The sequence below is a fragment of the Saccharothrix hoggarensis genome (genome assembly GCF_042678885.1).
Lineage (GTDB): Bacteria > Actinomycetota > Actinomycetes > Mycobacteriales > Pseudonocardiaceae > Actinosynnema > Actinosynnema hoggarensis.
In genome coordinates, this window is the sequence record NZ_JBHTLK010000128.1 from 1 (window position 1) to 19,703 (window position 19,703).

Here is a 19,703-nt window from a genome sequence, read left to right on the forward strand (position 1 = left end):
CCCGTGCCCGCGGCGCCGTCGTCGCGAAGGCCGTGGTGCGGGGCGGCGAGGTCGCGCTGGAGCGGATCGGCGCGTCCCTGGCCCGCGCGGCACGCGAGCGGGACGCCGCGCAGGAGCGCAAGGCGCAGCGCGAGACGTACCTGGCGCAGGTCCGGGGCCTGGTCCGCGAGATGTCCGGCGAGCTGGAGAAGCTGACCGACGCCGTGCACCGCGACGAGGTGCTGCGGGCCGAGCAGCGGATGCGCATCGAGCAGCTGGAGACCAAGGTCGCCGAGGAGTTCGGCATCGGCCTGGAGGACCTGGTCGCCGAGTACGGCCCGGACGTGTTCATCCCGCCGTCGCCGCAGGAGGTCGCCGAGTACGAGGCGGCGAAGGAGCGCGGCGAGGCCGTGACGCCGCCGCAGCCGATCCCGTACGACCGGGACACCCAGGCGCGGCGCGCCAAGCGCGCCGAGCGGGACCTGTCGCTGCTGGGCAAGGTCAACCCGTTGGCGCTGGAGGAGTTCGCGGCGCTGGAGGAGCGCTACAAGTTCCTGTCCAACCAGCTGGAGGACATCAAGGCGACGCGGCGCGACCTGCTGACCGTGGTGAAGGAGGTCGACGACAAGATCCTCGAGGTCTTCACGTCGGCCTACGAGGACGTGGCCCGCGAGTTCGAGGTCGTGTTCAAGGTCCTGTTCCCCGGCGGCGAGGGACGGCTGGTGCTGACCGAGCCGGACGACATGCTGACCACCGGCATCGAGCTGGAAGCCCGGCCGCCCGGCAAGAAGGTCAAGCGGCTGTCGCTGCTGTCCGGTGGCGAGAAGTCGCTGGCGGCGGTGGCGATGCTGGTCGCGATCTTCCGCGCCCGGCCGTCGCCGTTCTACGTCATGGACGAGGTCGAGGCGGCGCTGGACGACACCAACCTGCACCGGTTGATCGGCTTGTTCGAGCAGCTGCGGGAGCACTCGCAGCTGTTGATCATCACGCACCAGAAGCCGACGATGGAGATCGCCGACGCGCTGTACGGCGTGTCGATGCGCGGTGACGGCATCAGCCAGGTGATCTCGCAACGGCTGCGCGGTGAGGACAAGCCGAAGCGCGCCAAGCCCGCCGCTGCTGTCGCCGCCGTCGCTGCCGTCGCGTCGGAATCCGCCGATGATCTCGCGCCGGCGGCTGAGGCTGGGCCGGCCTCCGAGCCCGAGCAGGTTTCCGGGTCTGAGCGGATCTCGGAACCCGAGCCGACGTCCGAGCCTGACCCGGCACGCGGCGACGAGTCGTCCACCGCCGAGTCCTCCACCGCCGAGTAGCTCACGGCCGAGTAGTCGCCCCCCGCGTCGTCCACAGCGGAGCAGTCGGCTCCTGAGGCATCCACCGCGGAGTTGTCCACAGCGGAGGTGCCGGCTTCCGAGTTGTCCACAGGTGAAGCTTCAGCAACCCGAATCGTCGGCGGTCGCCGGCAGAATGAAATCAGGGGTCCCTCTGGCGGGGACCCCTGATTCGGTTCTCGGTCGGACTATCGGTCGTCGAGGCGCTTCGCCTCTTCCGGCGTGGGCGCGGTGCCGCCCAGGTGGGCCGGCTGCCACCACTGGCCCTCGCCCGACTCCGGGTACCGGGCCTGCGCGTCGTCCAGCAACGCCTGCATCCGCTCGCGCAGCGCGGCGTCCGTGGTCGGCTCCATCGGCTCGCCGATGACGATCGTCACCGGCACGTGGCGCTGGGTCAGGGACTTCGGCCTGCCCTTCGTCCACAGCCGCTGGGTGCCCCACACGGCGGTCGGCAGGAGCGGCACGCCGGCCTCGGCCGCGAGGCGCACCGCGCCGCTCTTCACCTCCTTGACGGTGAACGACCGGCTGATCGTGGCCTCCGGGAAGATCCCGACGACCTCGCCGGCCCGCAGCGCGTCCAACGCCTGCTGGTAGGACGCCTGGCCGGCGGCCCGGTCCACCGGGATGTGGCGCATCCCGCGCATGAGCGGGCCGGACACGCGGTGGCGGAACACCTCGTGCTTGGCCATGAACCGGACCAGCCTGCGCGCGGGCTGCGCGCCGTAGCCGGCGAAGATGAAATCGAGGTAGGAGACGTGGTTGGAGGCCAGCACGGCCCCGCCGGTGGTCGGCACGTGTTCCGCGCCTTCCACGGTGATCCGCAGGTCGAGCACGCGGAACATCAGCTTGGCCGCGGCGATCACCGGCGGGTACACGCGATCTGGCATGTCCTCAGCGTACGTTACTCGTGAGTAGTGCCCTCGTGCTCACGCACCACCCGGGGCACGCCCGCCAAGTCCTCCTCGTTGCAGAGCAACTTGAGGGCGTAGTAGGGCGAGCCCTTGGTGTCGTCGTAGTCGAGGTGCACCGCGATGACGTCGACCGGCTCGCCGAGCCAGTCCTGGGTCTGCCTCAGCCACGTGGCCGCGCGCTCCATGGCGTTGGGCAGGTCGTCGTCGCGGAACTCCACCGGCCGGTAGGGGACCTCCTGCACCTGGTCCCGCTGGTTGGCAGGCATCGGTAGGTCTACCGCCACCCCGCTGTCGTTGAGTTCGAGTTGGATCGTTTCCTCGCTCACGGGTCCAGGGTTCCCCACCGCGAAACGCGCGGCAATAGATGTCCGTCACCCGTGACGTCGTGTCGCCCGAACCAGACGCGGACCAAACACCCGCCGAACACCGGTTGACGCCGATCGGAACCGGTCGTGACCGGCCGGAACGGGTCAGACGCGCACCGGCAGCTCGGCGAGACCGCTGACCAGCACCCGCCGCCAGGCCAGCTCCTCGACGGGTCGGGCCGCCCGCAGCCCCGGGAACCGCTCCAGCAGCACGGTCAGCGCCTCCCGCAGCTCGATCCGGGCCAGCTGGGCGCCGAGGCAGAAGTGCGGGCCGACGCCGAGCGCCAGGTGCGGGTTGGGGGTGCGGCCCAGGTCGAGCCGGTCCGGGTGCGGGAACGCGCGCGGGTCGCGGTTCGCCGAGCCGATCGACGCCATCACGCCCTCACCCGCGCGGATCACCACACCGGCGACCGGCACGTCCTCCAGCGCCACCCGCAGCTGCCCCACGTCGCTGAGCCGCGTGAACCGCATCAGCTCCTCCACGGCGCTCGGCACCAGCGACGGGTCGGCCACCAGCCGTTCCCACGCCGACCGGTCGCGCAGCAGGGTCGCGACGAAGCCGGTGATCTGGTTCGCCGACGTCTCGTGCCCCGCGACCAGCAGGTTCAGTGCGAACGCGACCAGCTCGTCGTGCGTCAGCGGCGTCGCGCACAGCTCGTCGAGCAGGTCGTCGGACCGGGCCTCCCGCCGTTTCGCCGCGACCAGCTCGCCCATGTACGCGACCAGGCTCGCCATCGCCGCCTCGACGCGCGACTGCTCCGACATCTCCATGCTGTAGGCCAGCTCGACCCACTCCCGGAACCGCTCGCGGTCCCCGTACGGCACGCCGAGCAGCGTGCAGATGACCTGGAGCGGCAGCGGCAGCGCGTACACCCGCCGCAGGTCCGCGCCGTCCACGACGTCGTCCGCCAGCTCCTCGCACAGCTCTCGCACCCACGGACGGGTCCGCTCGATCCGCCGGTGCGAGAACGCGCCGGACACGAGCTTGCGCAGCCGGGTGTGCTCGGGCGGGTCGGTGGTCGGCAGGGTGCCGGGCAGCGGCCGGGACACCCCGACCCGCGGCGCGCCCTCGGCCACCACGCCGGCCCGGGAGAACCGCGGGTCCGCCAGCACCAGCTTCACGTCGTCGTAGCGGGTCACCAGCCACACGACGGCGCCCGCGAGGGTTCGGACCCGAACCGCCGGCGCCTCCTCGCGCAGCCGCGCCCACGTGGGCGAGGGGTCGAACGCGAAGGCGTCGGCGAAGGGGATGTCGAGGACGTCGTCCGTCATGCCCCCGACGCTAGGAGGCGCGGGAGCGTTGTGCCGGCGCCATCCGGTGCGCGTCGGCAGGCACCGAGCGCGACGCCGCCGTCCGGCGCAGGGTCGCGGCCGGCGGTCGGATCGCACGCCGTCGAGGACGTCCGGGCGCCGCCGCGCGACGTCCGTCACGTCCCGCGATCCCGGCGTCGAAAACTCCCTCGCGTTCGCCCGACTCGCGGGCGACCATTCCAGACATGTACGACATCCGTCCCGCCGCCCAGGACGACCTGGACGCCGTGCTCGCGCTGATCCTGCGCCTGCAGGCCGACGACGCGCACCACATCGGCTACCTCGGTGAGACGCTCGGCGACGTCTCCGCCGAGCTGGCCGAGTTCGAGCCGGACTGGTCCGCGTGCACCGTCGTCGCCACCGACGACTCGGGGTGGGTGCGTGGCGCGCTCACCGTCGAGCTGGACACCGACACCGGCCGCGCCTACCTGCACGGACCGTTCGTGGACGTGCCGGTCAACCACCCGGCGGGCAGCCGGATCTGGGACCAGACCGCGGACGCCCTGTACGCGCGGGTCGCGCCGCTGCTCGACGGCGTCGCCGACCGGGAGCTGCTCGGCCACACCGGGCACCGGCGGCTGGCCGCGTTCGCCGAGCGGCACGGCTTCTCGGCCGCCCGCCCGTGCGGCATCCACGTCCTCGACGGCGAGGGCCTGCGCGGCCTGATGCTGCGCGAGGCGAGCTGCCCGCGCACCGGTCCGGCCCGCGAGATGCGCGTGCTGCCGACCGACGCGGCCGTGCACGAGGCCGTGGCCGTGCTGCACGAGCGGTGCTTCCCGAAGACCTACCTGTCCGGGCGCAAGCTCGTGGACGGCAGCCGGTCCCACACCGTGGTGGTCGCGATGGACGGCGACCGGGTGCTCGGCTACGCCTCGGGCAAGGCCGAGCCGAGCGAGTTCTACCTGGACTTCGTGGCCGTGGAACCGGACGTGCGCGGGCAGGGCGTCGGCGGCGCGCTGGTCACCGAGCTGGTGTGGAAGTTGGCCGAGAAGTCCGGCGCCCGACCGCAGGCCGCCGCCGCGATCCTGGCCGGCAACCGGTCGTCGCAGCGGCTGTTCGACCGGCTGGGCTTCCGCCTGCACCTGGAACTCGTCGCCTATCGCGCCCAAGCCGCCTGACCGTGCCGCCCTGACCGTGCCGTCCCCGACCCGTGCCGCCCCTACCCGAGCCGTCCTGACCGTGCCGCCCCGACCCGTGCCGCCCCGACCCGTGCCGTCCCGGCCCGAGCCGTCCCGACCGATGCCGCCCTGACCCCGTGCCGTCGCCTCACCCGCCGAGCGGCCTGAACGTCGGGTAGACCGCTCAGGCCGCCTGCGCCTCACACCGTCACACCGTCACGAGGCCTTGGCGGACACCGCCTCCTCCGTCTCCGGCGGCTGGTACCCCTTGTGCCGCAACGACATCAGGCCGCCGACGACCAGCGTCACGATCACGCCGAGCACCGTGTACCACGGGTACGCCAGCGCGAAGACCTTCTGCGCCGGGGCCGCCGCCGAGAAGTTGATCTCCAGCTGGGCGTCGGGGCCGACGAACTTCACGCCCAGGATCACGAACGCCATCACGACCACCGTCACCGCGAACGCCACGATCGCGTCGGACTGCCGCGCCTTGCGGAACAGCAGGCCCAGCAGGAACGCGCCCAGCAGCGCGCCGTACGTGAACCCGGCGATCGACAGGCCCTGCTCCACGATCGGGTTGCCGCGCCGCGTCAGCGTGGCGAACATCCCGGCGCACACGATCAGGAGGCCGGCCCACACCACGGTCCAGATGCGGCCCTGCTTGAACACCTCGGCCTCGGTCATCGGCCGCTTCACGACCCGCTGCACCACGTCCGTCACGGTGGAGGACGCCAGCGCGCCCAGCGACGACGACAGCGCCGCCGCGAGGATGCCCGCGATCACGAACCCGGACAGGCCCGACGGCATGTCGTTGACGATGAAGTTGGCGAACAGCTCGTCGTTGTTGTTGAGCTTGAGGTCCTTGACCGGGTGGGCCGCCTTGTAGAACGCCCACAGCATCACGCCGATGAACAGGAACAGCGCGAACTGGAGGAACACCACCACGCCGCTGGCGATCAGCGCCTTCTGCGCCGCGCGCACGTCCTTGGTGGCCATGAGCCGCTGCACGATCAGCTGGTCCGCGCCGTGCGAGGCCATGGACAGCACCGCGCCGCCGATGAACGCGGTGGGGATCGCGTACGCCGAGGTGAGCGGGCTGGCGGAGAAGTCGAGGACCTGGAACTTGCCCGCGTCGGCCGCGGCGCCGAACCAGCCGTCGGGAAGGCGGCCGTTCAGGACCATGATCACGACGATCGCGCCGACGACGTACCAGAGCATCTGGATGGCGTCGACCCACACCACGGCCCGCACGCCGCCGAGGAAGCTGTAGACGACCATCGCCAGGCCGAGCACCGCCACGATCGCCCAGTACGAGGCGTTCACGCCGTACGCGACGAGCACGACCTTGATCGGGATGGCGGTGGCGAACAGCCGCAGGCCGTCCGCGAGCAGCCGGGTGACGAGGAACGTCATCGACGCCGTGCCCTGGATGCCCGGCCCGAACCGCTTGCCGAGGAACCCGTACGCGGTGATCAGCTCGCCCGCGATGTACTTGGGCAGCAGCACGAACGACACGACGATCCGGCCGAGCAGGTAGCCGATCGCCAGCGACAGGAACGTCGTCGTGCCCAGGTAGGCGACTGTCGGCACGCTCAGCACGGTCAACGTCGACGTCTCCGCCGACACCACCGACACGCAGACGACCCACCACGAGATGCGGCGCTCGCTGACGAAGTAGTCGGTGGCGGAGCGCTGCCGCCCGGCGATCCACACGCCCAGCAGCGGCATGCCCACCAGGAACAGCACGATGATGCCGACATCAAGTGCGCGCATGGTCTCCTCCATCTTCCTGGCACCCTTGGCCAGACGGCCGCTCCTGGCGGCTGACTCTCAGTCCGGTCACCGCCGTGATCGCGGGCTCGGGCAGGCGCAGCGGGTAGCGGCCGGGGGTGATCGACCCCAGCGGCCGCGGACCGGCGGCGCCGGTGGCGGACGGCACGTTGGCGGGCAGTCCGTGCCACGTCAGGAAACCCAGCAGCGCGGCGAGGTAGGCCTCCTTGGCCGCCGCGGGCAGGCCCAGCTCGTCGCTCGTGCGCAGGTCCACGTGTCGGCCCAACGACTCGACCAGCACGGGGTTGCGCATGCCGCCGCCCGAACCGATCACCGTGCCCTCGCACTCGGCGGCGATGGTCCGGGCGGTCAACTCGGTGAGCGTGGCGAGGAAGTCCTCGGCGGACAGGGTCAGGCCCGCGGTGAACCGGTCGAGGTAGGCGCGGTTGAAGTGCTCCTTGCCGGTCGACTTCGGCGCGGGCAGGTCGTAGTACGGGTCGGCGAGCAGGCGGTCGAGGAGTTCGGCGTGCACGTGGCCGCGGCGGGCGAACTCGCCGTCGGTGTCCTGCGTGCGCCGCCCTCCGGACAGCACGGTCATCGCCGCGTCCATGAGCGCGTTGCCCGGCCCGGTGTCGTAGGCGATCACACCTTCGGGCGAAACCTTGGTGATGTTGGCGATGCCGCCGATGTTGAGCGCCGTGGCCGGAGAGCCGAAACCGGCCAGCCACAGGGCGTCCAGGGTGCTCGCCAGCGGCGCGCCGTGCCCGCCCGCGGCGACGTCCCGGACCCTGAGGTCCGACACCACCGGCAGCCCGGTGACTTCGGCTATCCACGCGGGCTGGCCGAGCTGGAGCGTGCCCAGGCAGCGGCCGTCCTCGACCCAGTGGTGCACGGTCTGCCCGAGCGACGACACGAGGTCGCCCTGGTACCGGGCGGCGACCTCGGCGAACGCCTGGCCGAGCCGGGTGTCGAGCACGCAGAGGTCGGCGGCGCTGGTGGGCGCCTCGCGCAAGGCCGCGGGGAAGGGGTGCTCGGCGTGCTCCAGAGGGGTCAGCACGACCGTCGGTCCGTCCAGGAACAGGTCGGCGACGGCCACGTCGATGGCGTCCATCGACGTGCCGGATATGAGCCCGATCACCTTCACGCCCTGTGGTCTATTCCACACGGCCCGCAGGCGCAAGAGTCTCGGTGGGAAAGTTGCCGGAAATCAATATGGTTCGTCGATCGTCAACATACACGGCCGTGCGAGGATTGGCCGGTGTCCACAACGTCCCTGATCTGGATCATCGTCGTCGTCGCGGCACTGCTCGCGGTCGCCCTCGTGACGGGCGTCGTGCTGGCGCGACGCCGGCGGATCAGCCTCACCGAGCGCGAGCCGGACCAGCCCGCGAAGGGCGGCTACCAGGCCGGTGGCGCGATCACGTTCAACGCGCCCGCGCCGCCCAAGGCCCCACCCGCCGAACGCGAGCCCGTCGAGCGCGCCAAGCCCACCGAGAAGGTCCGTCCCGCCGAGAGGCCCGCCGACAAGGCCAGGCCCGCCGACAAGGTGAGGCCCGCCGACAAGGCCGGGCCCGTCGACAAGGTGAGGCCGGTCGAGGAGGCGGGGCCGGTCGAACGGGCGCCGGGCGAGGTCGTCGTCGAGCCGGTCAAGCCCGGCGAGCCCGCCGGCCGGTCCGAGGTCGTGGAGACGATCGAGCCGGTCGAGCACCCCGTGGCCGACCGCACCGAGGTCGACGGCCAGCCCGGTGTCGGCGATGACGCCGCCGTGCCGCGCGACTCGGTCAAGCGCGGGTTCGTCGACGTGGCGCTGCCCGACGCGGCGTCCGAGATCGAGGAGATCGAGCCCACCTCCGGCCGGTTGGAACGGCTGCGCGGCCGGCTCTCGCGGTCCCGGTCCACGTTCGGCCAGGGACTGCTCGGCCTGCTGGGCGCGGGCGACCTGGACGAGGACTCGTGGACCGACATCGAGGACACGCTCCTGATGGCCGACCTGGGCGCGGCGATCACCGACCAGATCGTCACCGCGCTGCGGGAGCAGATCGTGTCGCGCGGCGTGCGCACGGCGGACGACGCCCGCGCGCTGCTGCGGGACGTGCTGGTCGACGCCCTGCACCCGGAGATGAACCGCGCCGTGAACGCCCTGCCGCACGCGGTGGGCGGCGACGGCGTCAAGCCCGCGGTCGTGCTGGTCGTCGGCGTCAACGGCGTCGGCAAGACCACCACCACCGGCAAGCTGGCCCGCGTCCTGGTCGCCGACGGCCGCACCGTGCTGCTGGGCGCGGCGGACACGTTCCGCGCCGCCGCCGCCGACCAGCTGGAGACGTGGGGCTCGCGCGTGGGCGCGACGACCATCCGCGGCGCCGAGGGCGCGGACCCGGCCTCGGTGGCGTTCGAGGCGGTCAAGCAGGGCGTGAACGCGGGCGTGGACACCGTGCTGATCGACACCGCGGGCCGCCTGCACACCAAGACCGGCCTGATGGACGAGCTGGGCAAGGTCAAGCGCGTGGTGGAGAAGCAGGCCGAGGTGGACGAGGTGCTGCTCGTCCTCGACGCCACCACCGGCCAGAACGGCCTGACCCAGGCCCGCGTGTTCGCCGAGGTCGTCGACGTGACCGGCATCGTGCTGACCAAGCTCGACGGCACGGCCAAGGGCGGCATCGTGTTCCAGGTGCAGCGCGAGCTGGGCGTGCCGGTGAAGCTGGTGGGCCTGGGCGAGGGCGCCGACCACCTGGCCCCGTTCGAGCCGGCGGCCTTCGTCGAGGCACTGCTGGGCTGACGCCCGCGTCGGGACGCGCCGAGGTCAGGCGCGTCCCGCCTGGTCGGACAACCGCTTCGCGATGGCCAGCACCTCGGGCAGGATGCGCGCCACCGCGTCCTTGGTCAGCCGGCTGTCCGGCCCCGACACCGACACCGCGGCCAACGTCGGCGCGCCGTGCAGCGGCACGGCGATGCACCGCACGCCCAGCTCCTGCTCGCTCTCGTCCAGCGCGTAGCCCTGCGCGGCGATCCGGTCCAGCGACGCCAGCAGCTCCTCCGGGTCGGTGATCGTGTTCGGCGTGTACGCGGGCAGGCCGGTCCGCCCCAGCAGCGCCCGCACGTCGTCGCGCGGCAGCTGCGACAGCATTGCCTTGCCGACGCCGGTGCCGTGCGGCAGGAGCCGGCGGCCGACCTCGGTGAACATCCGCATCGAGTGCCGTGACGGCACCTGCGCCACGTACACCACCTCGTCGCCGTCGAGCACGGCCAGGTTCGCGGTCTCCTCCACCTGGTCGACCAGCTGCGCCAGGAACGGCCGCGCCCACGTGCCGAACTGCCGCGACGCGCTCTCGCCGAGCCGGATCAACCGCGACCCGAGCGTGTACCGGCGGTTGCTGTTCTGCCGCACGTACCCCAGCGTGACGAGGGTGCGGATGAGGCGGTGGATCGTCGGGAGCGGGAGCCCGGAGGCGGCGGCCAGCTCGGACAGGCTGGCCTCGCCGCCCGCGTCGGCCAGGCGTTCCAGCAGGTCGAAGGCGCGTCGGAGCGATTGCACGCCGCCGGTGGACTCTCCTGCCACGGGAGATCACTCCTTCGTTGCCGTTCCGCGTTGCGAAAACTATAGTCCGCGAAGTAGAAACCGACTCGGAATCGAGGTGGGCTTCCATGTCCGGTGTTCGCGTCCTCGGGGGCGAAGTGGAGCGCGGGGACGAGATCCTCACGCCGGACGCGCTGGAGTTCGTCGCCGGACTGCACCGCGACTTCGCCGCCACCCGTGACGAGCTGGTCGCCCGCCGCGCGCGACGCCGTCCGCTCGGGTTCCTGCCCGAGACGCGGGCGGTGCGCGACGGTGACTGGAAGGTCGCCGAGGCGCCCGAGCCGCTGCGCGACCGGCGGGTCGAGATCACCGGCCCGACCGAGCGCAAGATGACCATCAACGCGCTCAACTCCGGCGCGAAGGTGTGGCTGGCCGACTTGGAGGACGCCAACACCCCGCACTGGCACAACGTCGTCTCCGGCCAGGTCAACCTCTACGACGCGGCCCGCGGCACGATCGACCACACGTCACCGGAGGGCAAGCGCTACACCCTGCGCGACGACGTGGCGCGCCCGACGATCGTGGTCCGGCCGCGCGGCTGGCACCTGCCCGAGCGGCACGTCGAGGTCGACGGTGAGCCGGCCGTGGGCGCGCTGGTCGACTTCGGCCTGCACTTCTTCCACAACGCCGAGCTGGGCAAGCCGTACTACTACCTGCCGAAGATGGAGAGCCACCTCGAAGCCCGGCTGTGGAACGACGTGTTCACCGCCGCGCAGGAACGGCTCGGCGTCCCGCATGGCACGATCCGCGCCACCGTCCTGATCGAGACGATCCCCGCCGCGTTCGAGATGGAGGAGATCCTCTACGAGCTGCGCGACCACGCGTCCGGCCTGAACGCGGGCCGCTGGGACTACCTGTTCAGCATCATCAAGTACTTCCGCGACGCCGGGCCGGACTTCGTGCTGCCGGACCGCAACAGCATCACGATGACCGTGCCGTTCATGCGCGCCTACACCGAACTGCTCGTGCGCACGTGCCACAAGCGGGGCGCGTTCGCGATGGGCGGCATGGCCGCGTTCATCCCGAACCGGCGCGACCCGGAGGTCACCGAGCGCGCGCTGGCGAAGGTGCGCGACGACAAGCGGCGCGAGGCGGGCGACGGCTTCGACGGCTCCTGGGTGGCGCACCCGGACCTCGTGCCGGTGTGCGCGGAGATCTTCGGCCAGGAGCTCGGGGACAAGCCCAACCAGCTGGACGAGCTGCGGCCGGAGGTGTCCGTCACCGCGGAGCAGTTGCTGGACTTCAAGTCCGCGGGCGGCGGCGCGACGCGCGCGGGCGTGGAGTCTGCCGTCGACGTCGGCGTGCGCTACCTGGTGTCGTGGCTCGGCGGCAACGGCGCGGCGGCCATCCACAACCTGATGGAGGACGCCGCCACCGCCGAGATCTCCCGCTCCCAGCTGTGGCAGTGGGTGCACAACGGCGTCGTGCTGGACGACGGCACGCCGGTCACCGCCGACCTCGTGCGCGACGTGCTGGCCCGCGTGAAGGACGACCTCGACGACCTCGACGGCGGGCACCTGGACCTGGCCGTGGAGCTGTTCGAGCGGGTCGCGCTGTCCGACGAGTTCGTGGACTTCCTGACCCTGCCCGCGTACGAGCGGATCGGCTGACGTGCCGCGGACGTCGCTGTCGCCGGAGGCCGTGCGGGCGGCCACCGCCCGGCTGTCCGAGGTGGAGGACCGCGCGCCGGCGGGCAGGCAGCCGGTGCACACCTGCTACGTGCCGGCCGACCGCGTCGGCCCGGCGACCGTGGGCGACTGGGGCGCGCAAGCGCTTGCGGCACTGGACGACCACGCCCCGGACGGGCTGGCCGACGTGCTCGGCCTCGCGCCGGACGTCGCCCGGGTCGTGGACGGCCGCGTGCGCGCCAAGCTGGCCGCCGAACCGGTGGAGGACCTGCGGATCGACTTCGAGGACGGCTACGGCGTCCGCTCCGACGCCGAGGAGGACGCGGACGCCGAGCGCACCGCCCTCGTGGTGCGGGACTGGCTGCGGGACGGCGCGGCGCCGCCGCGGTTCGGGCTGCGGATGAAGTCGTTCGACACGAGGTCGTCGCGCGACCGGGGCATCCGGACGCTGGACGTGTTCCTCACCGCGCTCGGCGAGGCGCCCGAGGCGTTCGTGATCACCTTCCCCAAGGTCACGTCGGTGGCCCAGGTCGAGGTGCTCGGCGACGTGCTGGACCTGTTCGGGCTGCCGCTGAGGTTCGAGATCCAGGTGGAGACGACCCGGTCGATCGTGGACCCGCGGGGCAGGCTGGCGCTCCCGCAGTTCATCGAGGCCGGTCGCGGCCGGGTCACCGGGCTGCACTTCGGCACCTACGACTACACGGCGGGCTGCGGTCTCGGCGCGGCGCACCAGCACCTGGCGCACGGCGCGTGCGACTTCGCCCGCAACGTCATGCAGGTGTCGGGGGCCGGCACGGGTGTCGCGCTGTCCGACGGCTCGACCAACGTGCTGCCGGTCGGCGAGAACGTCCACGAGGGCTGGCGCACGCACTACGGGCTGGTCCGCCGGTCGTTGGCGCACGGCTTCTACCAGGGCTGGGACCTGCACCCGGCCCAACTCGTGACGAGGTACGCGGCCGTGCACGCGTTCTACCTCGAAGGGGTGGACGCGGACGCGCGCCGGCTGAAGGCGTACGTCGAGCGGGCCGGCGGGTCGGTGCTGGACGAGCCCGCCACCGCCCAGGCCCTGTCCACGTCGTTCCTCCGGGCACTCGACTGCGGCGCGCTGGAGGAGGACGAGGTCCGCCGCGCCACGGGACTCAGCGTGACCGACCTCCAGGCCTTGGCGAGGAGGGAGTAACCGCGGTGTCGCTGGATCGGGTGGTCCTCGATCCGGCGAAAGGCCGAACGCCACCGGACCGGCCAGGGTGTGTCCATGACCATGCGGGCCGGGTTGTGGACCGGGCTGCCGGACCTGGAGCGGGCCGAGTTCCGCTACCAGGTGGTGGCGTGCGCGGCGGACGTGGACGTGCTCATCGCCGCCCTGGCGCGGCCCGACTGCAACGACGGCATGCTGGAGCACTTCGGCCGCGGCACGGACGCGGAGGGGGAGAGCGACCACAACCTGGTGCTCGCCGTCCGCGACCGGTGGGGCTACCTGAACTACGTGGACGACGGGTTCACCGGCTGGCCGAAGGGCGACCCGGACGCGCCGTACGTGGACGAGCCGTACACGGACTTCCCGCCCGGCGTCGGCCTGCCGCTGCCGACGTACCGCGCCGTGCTGCTGGAGTTCCTGGCCACGGCCCGCCGGCCGACCTGCGTCGACTGGTACGAGGAAGCCGACCTGTTCCACTCCTGGCGGTTGCAGCGGATGGCGCTGCGCCGGGATTGACCGCGCGTCGCGCTCGACCGCGCGCCGCGAGCCAACCCCGGACGGCGCGGGTCAGAACGCGGGCAGGGTGTGCCAGGCCGACCCGGCGTCCTCGGCGTCGTCGCGCAGCACGGAACCCTCGATGAGCCCGTACGGCCGGTCGGCGGCGTAGAACACCTCGTTGTCGTTCTCCAGCCCGAACGGGGACAGGTCGACCGCGAAGTGGTGCTTGTTCGGCATCGACAGCCGCACCTCGGCCACCTCGGGCCGGTCCCGCAGCACGGCCTCGCCCATGGCGTACAACGTCTGCTGCAACGACAGGCTGTGCGTGGCCGCGAACGTGGCCAGCACCAGCCGGCGAACCTCGGCGAAGGTCTCCGCCCAGTCGATCCCGCCGTCCGCCCCGCCGACGCCCTGGTACCGCCACCGCGCCGTCACCGACGTGGCCAGGATGCGGTCGTCCGTCTCCTTCAGGGTGGTGTACCGGTCGCGCGGGAAGCCGTGGAACTCCGACCCGGTCGACTTGAGCACCACCAGGTCCCGCACGCCCGACACGACCCACGCGCGGTCGCCCTCGACGGTGACCGCGGTCGTGCGCTTCTCGTTGCTGCCTTGCACGAACGAGTGATCATGGCCGTCGATCCGCTCCCACGCGTGCTGGTCGATGAGCACGCGCGCGCCGGTGATGGCCTCCTGCGACGAGACGAAGTGCCGGCCGAGGCGCAGCGCGAAGTCCTCGATCTCGCCGACCGGGGACTCCTTGGCGAAGGCGTAGACGGTGTTCTTCTGCGTGTCGGTGGCCAGGACCTTGGAGTTGTCGCCGGTCAGGTGGGTGTCCGCCAGGTCGCCGCGCAGGGAGGTGCTGACCGTGAGGTCCTTGATCGTGTGCACGGAACCGTCGCGGGTCACCGTGACGAGGCGGTTCTCCGCCTTCCCGTACTGGTTGGGCCCCAGGACGATGGCCATCGGTCAGCTCCCTCGGTAGGTCGTGAAGGCGAACGGGCTCAACAGGATCGGCACGTGCAGGTGCCCCGGGCCGTCGTCCGCGACGCGGAACGCGACGGTGATCTCCGGGTAGAACGGCGTGTCGACCTCGAACACCAGCCGGTGCACGCCGGGCGCCAGGTCCTCGGCGAACCGCAGCCGGCCGTCGTCGTCGGTCACGCCTTCGGCCCGCACCTCGCCGGCGCTCTCCAGCCGGACCGGCACGCCGACGCGAGGCCGTCCCGCCTCGGCGTCGAGGACGTGGGTGGAGAGGGTGGTCATGCCAGCACCTTCCTCAGCCGCAGGGCCGCGATCTTGGCCAGTTCCCGGCTCACCACGCGGAGTTCGACGTCCGGCGGGTTCTCCATCCGCGCGGTCAGGTCGCCCAACATCTGCTCACCGGTCAGGCCGGTCGCGCACACCAGGTAGAGGTGGCCGAACCGGTCCTCGTACGCGGCGTTCGCGGCCAGGAGCCGGTCGGCGAGCGACGCCGTGACGCCCGACTGCTCGTCCGCCGACCACTTCGCCGACACGCCGCCGCCGCGGGCCTTCTCGCCGATGCGCGGGTGGCTGCCGATGGCGGCGCGCACCTCGGCGTCGCTCAGGTCGGCGAACCGGTCGGACGCCGCGAGCAGCGCGTCCACGTCGGGGTAGGGGCGGCCGGCGAGGACGGCGTCGACCCAGCGCGGCACCGCCAGGCATTCGGTGAGCAGGGGGCGGAGCTGGTCCGGAGGCGCGGAGTTGAACCCATCCAGATCGGGCACTAAGGCTCCCTTTTCTGTATCGCGGAATCCCACTTCCGCCAGAGGGACGGTACGAGCGCCCCTCAGGCGTGTCAACAGTCTTGCGCCGTCGCCCGGAGTGCGCCTGGCCTCTCGTGTTGTGGAAGACGTACTCCATGATGTGGAAGTTATGCTGACGCAGTCGCCCACGCCCCGCCGGACGGGGAGCCGAACCGGAACCGGTCCCGCACCGCTCGGGTGGTCGCATCGCCGCCGGCCGGCTGGGAGAGTGACGCGCATGGACCTGGTGTTCCGAGCGGCCCGAGTCGTCACTCCAGACGGTGAACGCCGCGCCGACGTCGGCGTCGAGGACGGGCGGATCGTCGCCGTGGCCGACCACCTGCACGCCGAGACCGTCGTCGAACTCGCCGACGACGAAGTCCTCCTGCCCGGCCTGGTCGACACGCACGTCCACGTGAACGACCCCGGCCGGAGCGAGTGGGAGGGCTTCGACAGCGCCACGCGGGCGGCGGCGGCCGGCGGCGTCACCACGATCGTCGACATGCCGCTCAACAGCGTGCCCGCGACGACCACGGCGGCCGCGCTGGAGGTCAAGCGGGAGGCGGCCCGCGGCCGGGTGCACGTCGACGTCGGCTTCTGGGGCGGCATCGTGCCGGACAACCTGGACGACCTGGCCGAGCTGCACGACGCCGGCGTGTTCGGCTTCAAGTGCTTCCTGATCCACTCGGGCGTCGACGAGTTCCCGCACGTCGGCGAGGACCAGCTGCGGGCCGCGCTGAGCGTCCTGCAACCCAGGGACGCCCTCACGATCGTGCACGCCGAGGACCCGCACGACGTCACCGAACCGGGCCCCGGCTACCGCGGCTTCCTCGACTCCCGGCCGCACGAGGCCGAGTCGCACGCCATCACCGCGGTCGTGGACCTGGCCAACGAGACCAAGGCCAGGCTGCACGTCCTGCACCTGTCGAGCGCGCACGGCCTGCGCCACGTCAAGGCGGCCAAGGAGCTGGGGCTGCGGCTCACCGCCGAGACGTGCCCGCACTACCTGACGTTCGTGGCGGAGGAGATCGGCGACGCGGCCACCGAGTTCAAGTGCTGCCCGCCGATCCGCGAGGCGGCCAACCGCGAGCAGCTCTGGCACGCGTTGCGCGACGACCTGATCGACCTCGTCGTCACGGACCACTCGCCGTGCACGCCGGACCTGAAGCGGGGCGACTTCGCGACCGCGTGGGGCGGCGTCGCGAGCCTGCAGCTGGGCCTGCCGGCCGTGTGGACGCAGGCCAGGCAACGCGGGCACGCGCTGACCGACGTGGTCCGGTGGATGGCCGCCAACCCGGCCGACCTGGTCGGGCTGGACGCCAAGGGCCGCATCGCACCCGGCGCGGACGCCGACTTCTGCGTGTTCGCGCCGGACGAGGCGTTCGTGGTGGACCGCGCGACACTGCACCACCGCAACCCCGTCACGCCGTACCACGGCCGTCCGCTCGCCGGTGTCGTGCGGCAGACGTGGCTGCGCGGGCAGCCGGTCGACGGCCGACCCCGCGGGCGGCTGCTGACCGCCCGGCCCTGACCGCCCGGCCCCGACCGTCAGACGGAGGAGACGCATGACCGACGCGCCCGACTGGACCCGACTCCCCGACCTCGCCGGCCGCGCCGTCGGCGGCAGCGTCGTCTGGGCCAACGACGAGCTGTTCGCCGAGCGCGAGAACCTGATCCGCAAGCCCGAGCCGGAGTACCGGACGTACACGTTCGGCCACAAGGGACAGGTCTACGACGGCTGGGAGACGCGTCGGCGGCGTGACCGGGGCGAGGACCGGGCGATCGTGCGGCTCGGCCTGCCGGGCGTGATCAGGGGCGTCGTCGTCGACACCGCGTTCTTCACGGGCAACTACCCGCCGTTCGCGTCGGTCGAGGCGACCTCCGCCCGGGGCTACCCGGCCCCCGAGGAGCTGACCGACTGGGAGACCGTCGTGCCGAGGTCGGCGCTCGGCGGCGACCGGAAGCACTACTTCGACGTGTCCGCGCACCGCCGCTACACGCACGTCCGGCTGACCATCTACCCGGACGGCGGCGTGGCGCGGCTGCGCGTGTTCGGGGAGCCGGTGGTCGACCCGGACCTGATCGTCCCCGACGCGCTCGACCTGGCCGCGCTGGAGAACGGCGCCTCGATCACCGGGTGCAGCGACATGTTCTACGGCTCGCCGACCAACCTCATCGCGCCCGGCCAGGCGGCGGTGATGGGCGAGGGCTGGGAGACGGCGCGCCGCCGTGACGACGGCAACGACTGGGTGGAGGTGGCGCTGGCCGCGCCGGGCGTGATCCGGCTCGCGGAACTCGACACCAGCCACTTCAAGGGCAACGCGCCCGGCTGGGCGTCCGTTCGGGGCCGTGACGCGCGCACGGGGGCCGAGTTCGACGTGCTGCCGCGCACCCGGCTCCAGCCCGACACACGCCACCGGTTCCGGGTCGGGAACGCCGCCGAGGCCACCCACGCGCGGCTCGACATCTACCCGGACGGCGGCATGGCGCGGCTGCGGCTGTTCGGCGCCCTGACTGCGGATGGCCTCAGGGTGATCACCCAGCGCTATCGCGATCTGGGCTGATTAACCGGCAAGATTGTCAACCCTTGGACTGACGTCGAGTGCGACTTCAGTCGGTTGTGGCGCGCTCTCCGCCCCTGGAAGCCTGCGGAAACCCGATTGGGTGACAGGAACTAGGGAGGAACCTGTGCGACCGATCATCAGAGCGCTCGGCGGTGTGGCCACCGCTGTGGCGCTCGCCGTGGGGACCACGTCGTTCGCGTCGGCCGAGCAGGCGGCGGGGGCCGAGCCGCAGGCGGGGGCCGCGGCGCGCGTCGACTGGAAGCCGTGCCCCGAACTGGCCGAGGTGGAGTGCGGCACGCTGAACCTGCCGATCGACTGGGCGAACCCGCGCGGGGAGCGGTTCGACCTCGCCGTGGCCCGCCGCAAGGCGACCGACCCGGCCAAGCGCGTCGGGATCATGGTGATCAACCCCGGCGGGCCCGGCGGCTCCGGCGTGGACTTCGCCCTGGGCGCCGACCGGTACTTCAGCCCCGACGTGCTGGCGCGCTTCGACGTCATCGGCTTCGACCCGCGCGGCGTCGCGCGCAGCCAACCGGTGAAGTGCACGATCGAGAAGCTGAACGCGCAGCCGTCGGTCTACCCGGCGAACCAGCGCGAGTTCGACGCCCTCGCCGCGTACAACCGCGAGCTCGCCGCCGACTGCCGCGCGCAGAGCGGACCGATCTTCGACCACGCCGACACCGGCGCGGTCGTCCAGGACGTCGACGCCCTGCGCCGGGCGCTCGGCGAACAGAAGATCAACTACTACGGCATCTCCTACGGCACGCTGATCGGCCAGCAGTACGCCGAGCGCTACGGCCGCCACATCCGCGCCATGGTGATCGACTCGAACATGGACCACAGCCTCGGCACGTGGCGGTTCAACGCCACCGAGGCCGAGGCCGCCGAGGACTCGTTCCGCGAGTTCGTGGCGTGGTGCGACCGCGCCGAGTCGTGCGCCCTGCACGGCCGGGACGTGGCGGAGGTGTGGGACGACCTGCTCGCCCGCGCCGACCGCGGCGAGATCGTGGACCCGCTGGACCCGGACCGGAAGGTGACCGCCGCCGACATCATCGGCAACGCGTTCGGCGCGTTCTACGGCCCCGACTGGCAGCGGCTGGCGGAGTGGCTGGTCGAGCTGGGCGCGGGCACGGCGTCGCCGGTCGCCTTCGCCGCCGAGACGGCGCAGAACCCGTTCCCGGCCGTGTTCTGCCAGGACTGGGCGATCCGGGTCCGCGACCACCGGGAGTTCTCCGCCCTCGTCGCCGAGGCCAACCGGATCGCGCCGCACATGCGCGGCTCGTCGCTGGGCCACTACGCGATGGCGGGCTGCGTCGGCCTGCCGGGCGACGTGAACAACCCGCAGCACCGGCTGAAGATCCGCAACGCGCCGAAGATCCTGATGATGAACGCGCTGCACGACCCGGCCACCGGGTACGAGTGGGCGGTCAACGCGCACCGGCAGAGCCGCGACACCACCGTCCTGCTGACCTACGAGGGCTGGGGCCACGGCGTGTACGACCGCAGCGACTGCACCCGCGGCGCGACGGACGAGTACCTGATCAACCTCAAGGTCCCGGCCGCCGGCGCCCGGTGCGCCGCGGTGGAGCCCGCGCCGCTGTCGGCCGCCTCCGCGGACGCCAGGCCGACGTCGCCGGGCCCGGTCCCGGCGATCCCGGGCTGGCTGGGGTAACCGGCTCACGTCCCGCGGCGGCCG

Annotated in this window: 18 protein-coding genes; 9 read left to right on the top strand and 9 right to left on the bottom strand. The window is 72.3% G+C overall.

Annotated features, from left to right (window positions below):
• The coding region (locus tag ACFQ3T_RS22375; RefSeq protein WP_380725482.1) for an AAA family ATPase at window positions 1–1,289 on the top strand (1,289 nt) is incomplete at its 5' end.
• Between the two features lie 206 nt (window positions 1,290–1,495).
• Here ACFQ3T_RS22375 and ACFQ3T_RS22380 read toward each other — a convergent pair.
• The 3 genes from ACFQ3T_RS22380 to ACFQ3T_RS22390 all read right to left on the bottom strand — a co-directional run bounded on the left by ACFQ3T_RS22380 (window position 1,496) and on the right by ACFQ3T_RS22390 (window position 3,855).
• Window positions 1,496–2,194, bottom strand: a complete 699-nt coding sequence (locus ACFQ3T_RS22380; protein ID WP_380725484.1) for a lysophospholipid acyltransferase family protein — start codon at window positions 2,192–2,194, stop codon at window positions 1,496–1,498.
• Window positions 2,195–2,208: 14 nt separating this feature from the next.
• Window positions 2,209–2,544 carry a hypothetical protein gene (locus ACFQ3T_RS22385; RefSeq protein WP_380725486.1) on the bottom strand — a complete coding sequence of 112 codons (336 nt, stop codon included), beginning with the start codon at window positions 2,542–2,544 and terminating at the stop codon, window positions 2,209–2,211.
• 144 nt (window positions 2,545–2,688) lie between these two features.
• Window positions 2,689–3,855 (bottom strand): cytochrome P450, encoded by a 1,167-nt coding sequence (locus ACFQ3T_RS22390; protein ID WP_380725488.1) that lies wholly within the window; start codon window positions 3,853–3,855, stop codon window positions 2,689–2,691.
• Window positions 3,856–4,079: 224 nt separating this feature from the next.
• Here ACFQ3T_RS22390 and ACFQ3T_RS22395 point away from each other — a divergent pair, with 224 nt between their 5' ends.
• Window positions 4,080–5,012, top strand: coding sequence for a GNAT family N-acetyltransferase (locus tag ACFQ3T_RS22395; protein ID WP_380725490.1), 933 nt, complete (start codon window positions 4,080–4,082; stop codon window positions 5,010–5,012).
• Window positions 5,013–5,228: 216 nt separating this feature from the next.
• Here the strand turns inward: ACFQ3T_RS22395 and ACFQ3T_RS22400 are convergent, their stop codons facing one another.
• Entirely contained in the window at window positions 5,229–6,785 is a 1,557-nt protein-coding gene (locus tag ACFQ3T_RS22400) for a sodium:solute symporter (protein ID WP_380725492.1), read from the bottom strand.
• The gene (locus ACFQ3T_RS22405; protein ID WP_380725494.1) at window positions 6,772–7,926 is read right to left on the bottom strand and encodes an anhydro-N-acetylmuramic acid kinase; all 1,155 of its coding nucleotides are present in this window, start codon (window positions 7,924–7,926) and stop codon (window positions 6,772–6,774) included. The genes ACFQ3T_RS22400 and ACFQ3T_RS22405 overlap by 14 nt, the downstream gene beginning before the upstream one ends.
• 114 nt (window positions 7,927–8,040) lie before the next feature.
• Between ACFQ3T_RS22405 and ftsY the strand changes: the two genes are divergently transcribed.
• Entirely contained in the window at window positions 8,041–9,558 is a 1,518-nt protein-coding gene (gene ftsY / locus ACFQ3T_RS22410; protein WP_380725496.1) for a signal recognition particle-docking protein FtsY, read from the top strand.
• 24 nt (window positions 9,559–9,582) lie between these two features.
• On the opposite strand, the gene ACFQ3T_RS22415 is transcribed toward ftsY, so the two are convergent.
• Window positions 9,583–10,338 carry an IclR family transcriptional regulator gene (locus tag ACFQ3T_RS22415; RefSeq protein ID WP_380725498.1) on the bottom strand — a complete coding sequence of 252 codons (756 nt, stop codon included), beginning with the start codon at window positions 10,336–10,338 and terminating at the stop codon, window positions 9,583–9,585.
• Between the two features lie 86 nt (window positions 10,339–10,424).
• Between ACFQ3T_RS22415 and aceB the strand changes: the two genes are divergently transcribed.
• From aceB to ACFQ3T_RS22430, 3 genes are all read left to right on the top strand, one after another.
• The gene (aceB, locus tag ACFQ3T_RS22420) at window positions 10,425–11,966 is read left to right on the top strand and encodes a malate synthase A (RefSeq protein ID WP_380725500.1); all 1,542 of its coding nucleotides are present in this window, start codon (window positions 10,425–10,427) and stop codon (window positions 11,964–11,966) included.
• Window position 11,967: 1 nt separating this feature from the next.
• Window positions 11,968–13,164 carry a DUF6986 family protein gene (locus ACFQ3T_RS22425; protein WP_380725502.1) on the top strand — a complete coding sequence of 399 codons (1,197 nt, stop codon included), beginning with the start codon at window positions 11,968–11,970 and terminating at the stop codon, window positions 13,162–13,164.
• Window positions 13,165–13,239: 75 nt separating this feature from the next.
• Window positions 13,240–13,698, top strand: coding sequence for an Imm1 family immunity protein (locus ACFQ3T_RS22430; protein WP_380725504.1), 459 nt, complete (start codon window positions 13,240–13,242; stop codon window positions 13,696–13,698).
• Window positions 13,699–13,749: 51 nt separating this feature from the next.
• On the opposite strand, the gene pucL is transcribed toward ACFQ3T_RS22430, so the two are convergent.
• From pucL to uraD, 3 genes are read right to left on the bottom strand one after another with little or no spacing between them, the layout of a single operon-like run.
• On the bottom strand, window positions 13,750–14,643 hold the full coding sequence (gene pucL, locus ACFQ3T_RS22435) for a factor-independent urate hydroxylase (protein WP_380725506.1): 894 nt from the start codon (window positions 14,641–14,643) through the stop codon (window positions 13,750–13,752).
• A 3-nt stretch (window positions 14,644–14,646) separates the two neighbouring features.
• Complete coding sequence (locus ACFQ3T_RS22440; protein WP_380725508.1) at window positions 14,647–14,943, bottom strand: hydroxyisourate hydrolase; 297 nt, start codon at window positions 14,941–14,943, stop codon at window positions 14,647–14,649.
• A complete protein-coding gene (gene uraD, locus ACFQ3T_RS22445) occupies window positions 14,940–15,425 on the bottom strand; it encodes a 2-oxo-4-hydroxy-4-carboxy-5-ureidoimidazoline decarboxylase (RefSeq protein WP_380725510.1) in 486 nt (161 codons plus the stop codon). Before uraD ends, ACFQ3T_RS22440 begins: the two co-directional genes overlap by 4 nt.
• Before the next feature lie 256 nt (window positions 15,426–15,681).
• On the opposite strand from uraD, the gene allB reads away from it, so the two are divergent.
• The 3 genes from allB (at window position 15,682) to ACFQ3T_RS22460 (ending at window position 19,679) form a co-directional block, all read left to right on the top strand.
• Window positions 15,682–16,974 (top strand): allantoinase AllB, encoded by a 1,293-nt coding sequence (gene allB, locus ACFQ3T_RS22450; RefSeq protein ID WP_380725512.1) that lies wholly within the window; start codon window positions 15,682–15,684, stop codon window positions 16,972–16,974.
• 34 nt (window positions 16,975–17,008) lie between these two features.
• The gene (gene alc, locus ACFQ3T_RS22455) at window positions 17,009–18,007 is read left to right on the top strand and encodes an allantoicase (RefSeq protein WP_380725514.1); all 999 of its coding nucleotides are present in this window, start codon (window positions 17,009–17,011) and stop codon (window positions 18,005–18,007) included.
• 124 nt (window positions 18,008–18,131) lie between these two features.
• Window positions 18,132–19,679 carry an alpha/beta hydrolase gene (locus ACFQ3T_RS22460; protein ID WP_380725516.1) on the top strand — a complete coding sequence of 516 codons (1,548 nt, stop codon included), beginning with the start codon at window positions 18,132–18,134 and terminating at the stop codon, window positions 19,677–19,679.
• Window positions 19,680–19,703: the final 24 nt, after the last annotated feature.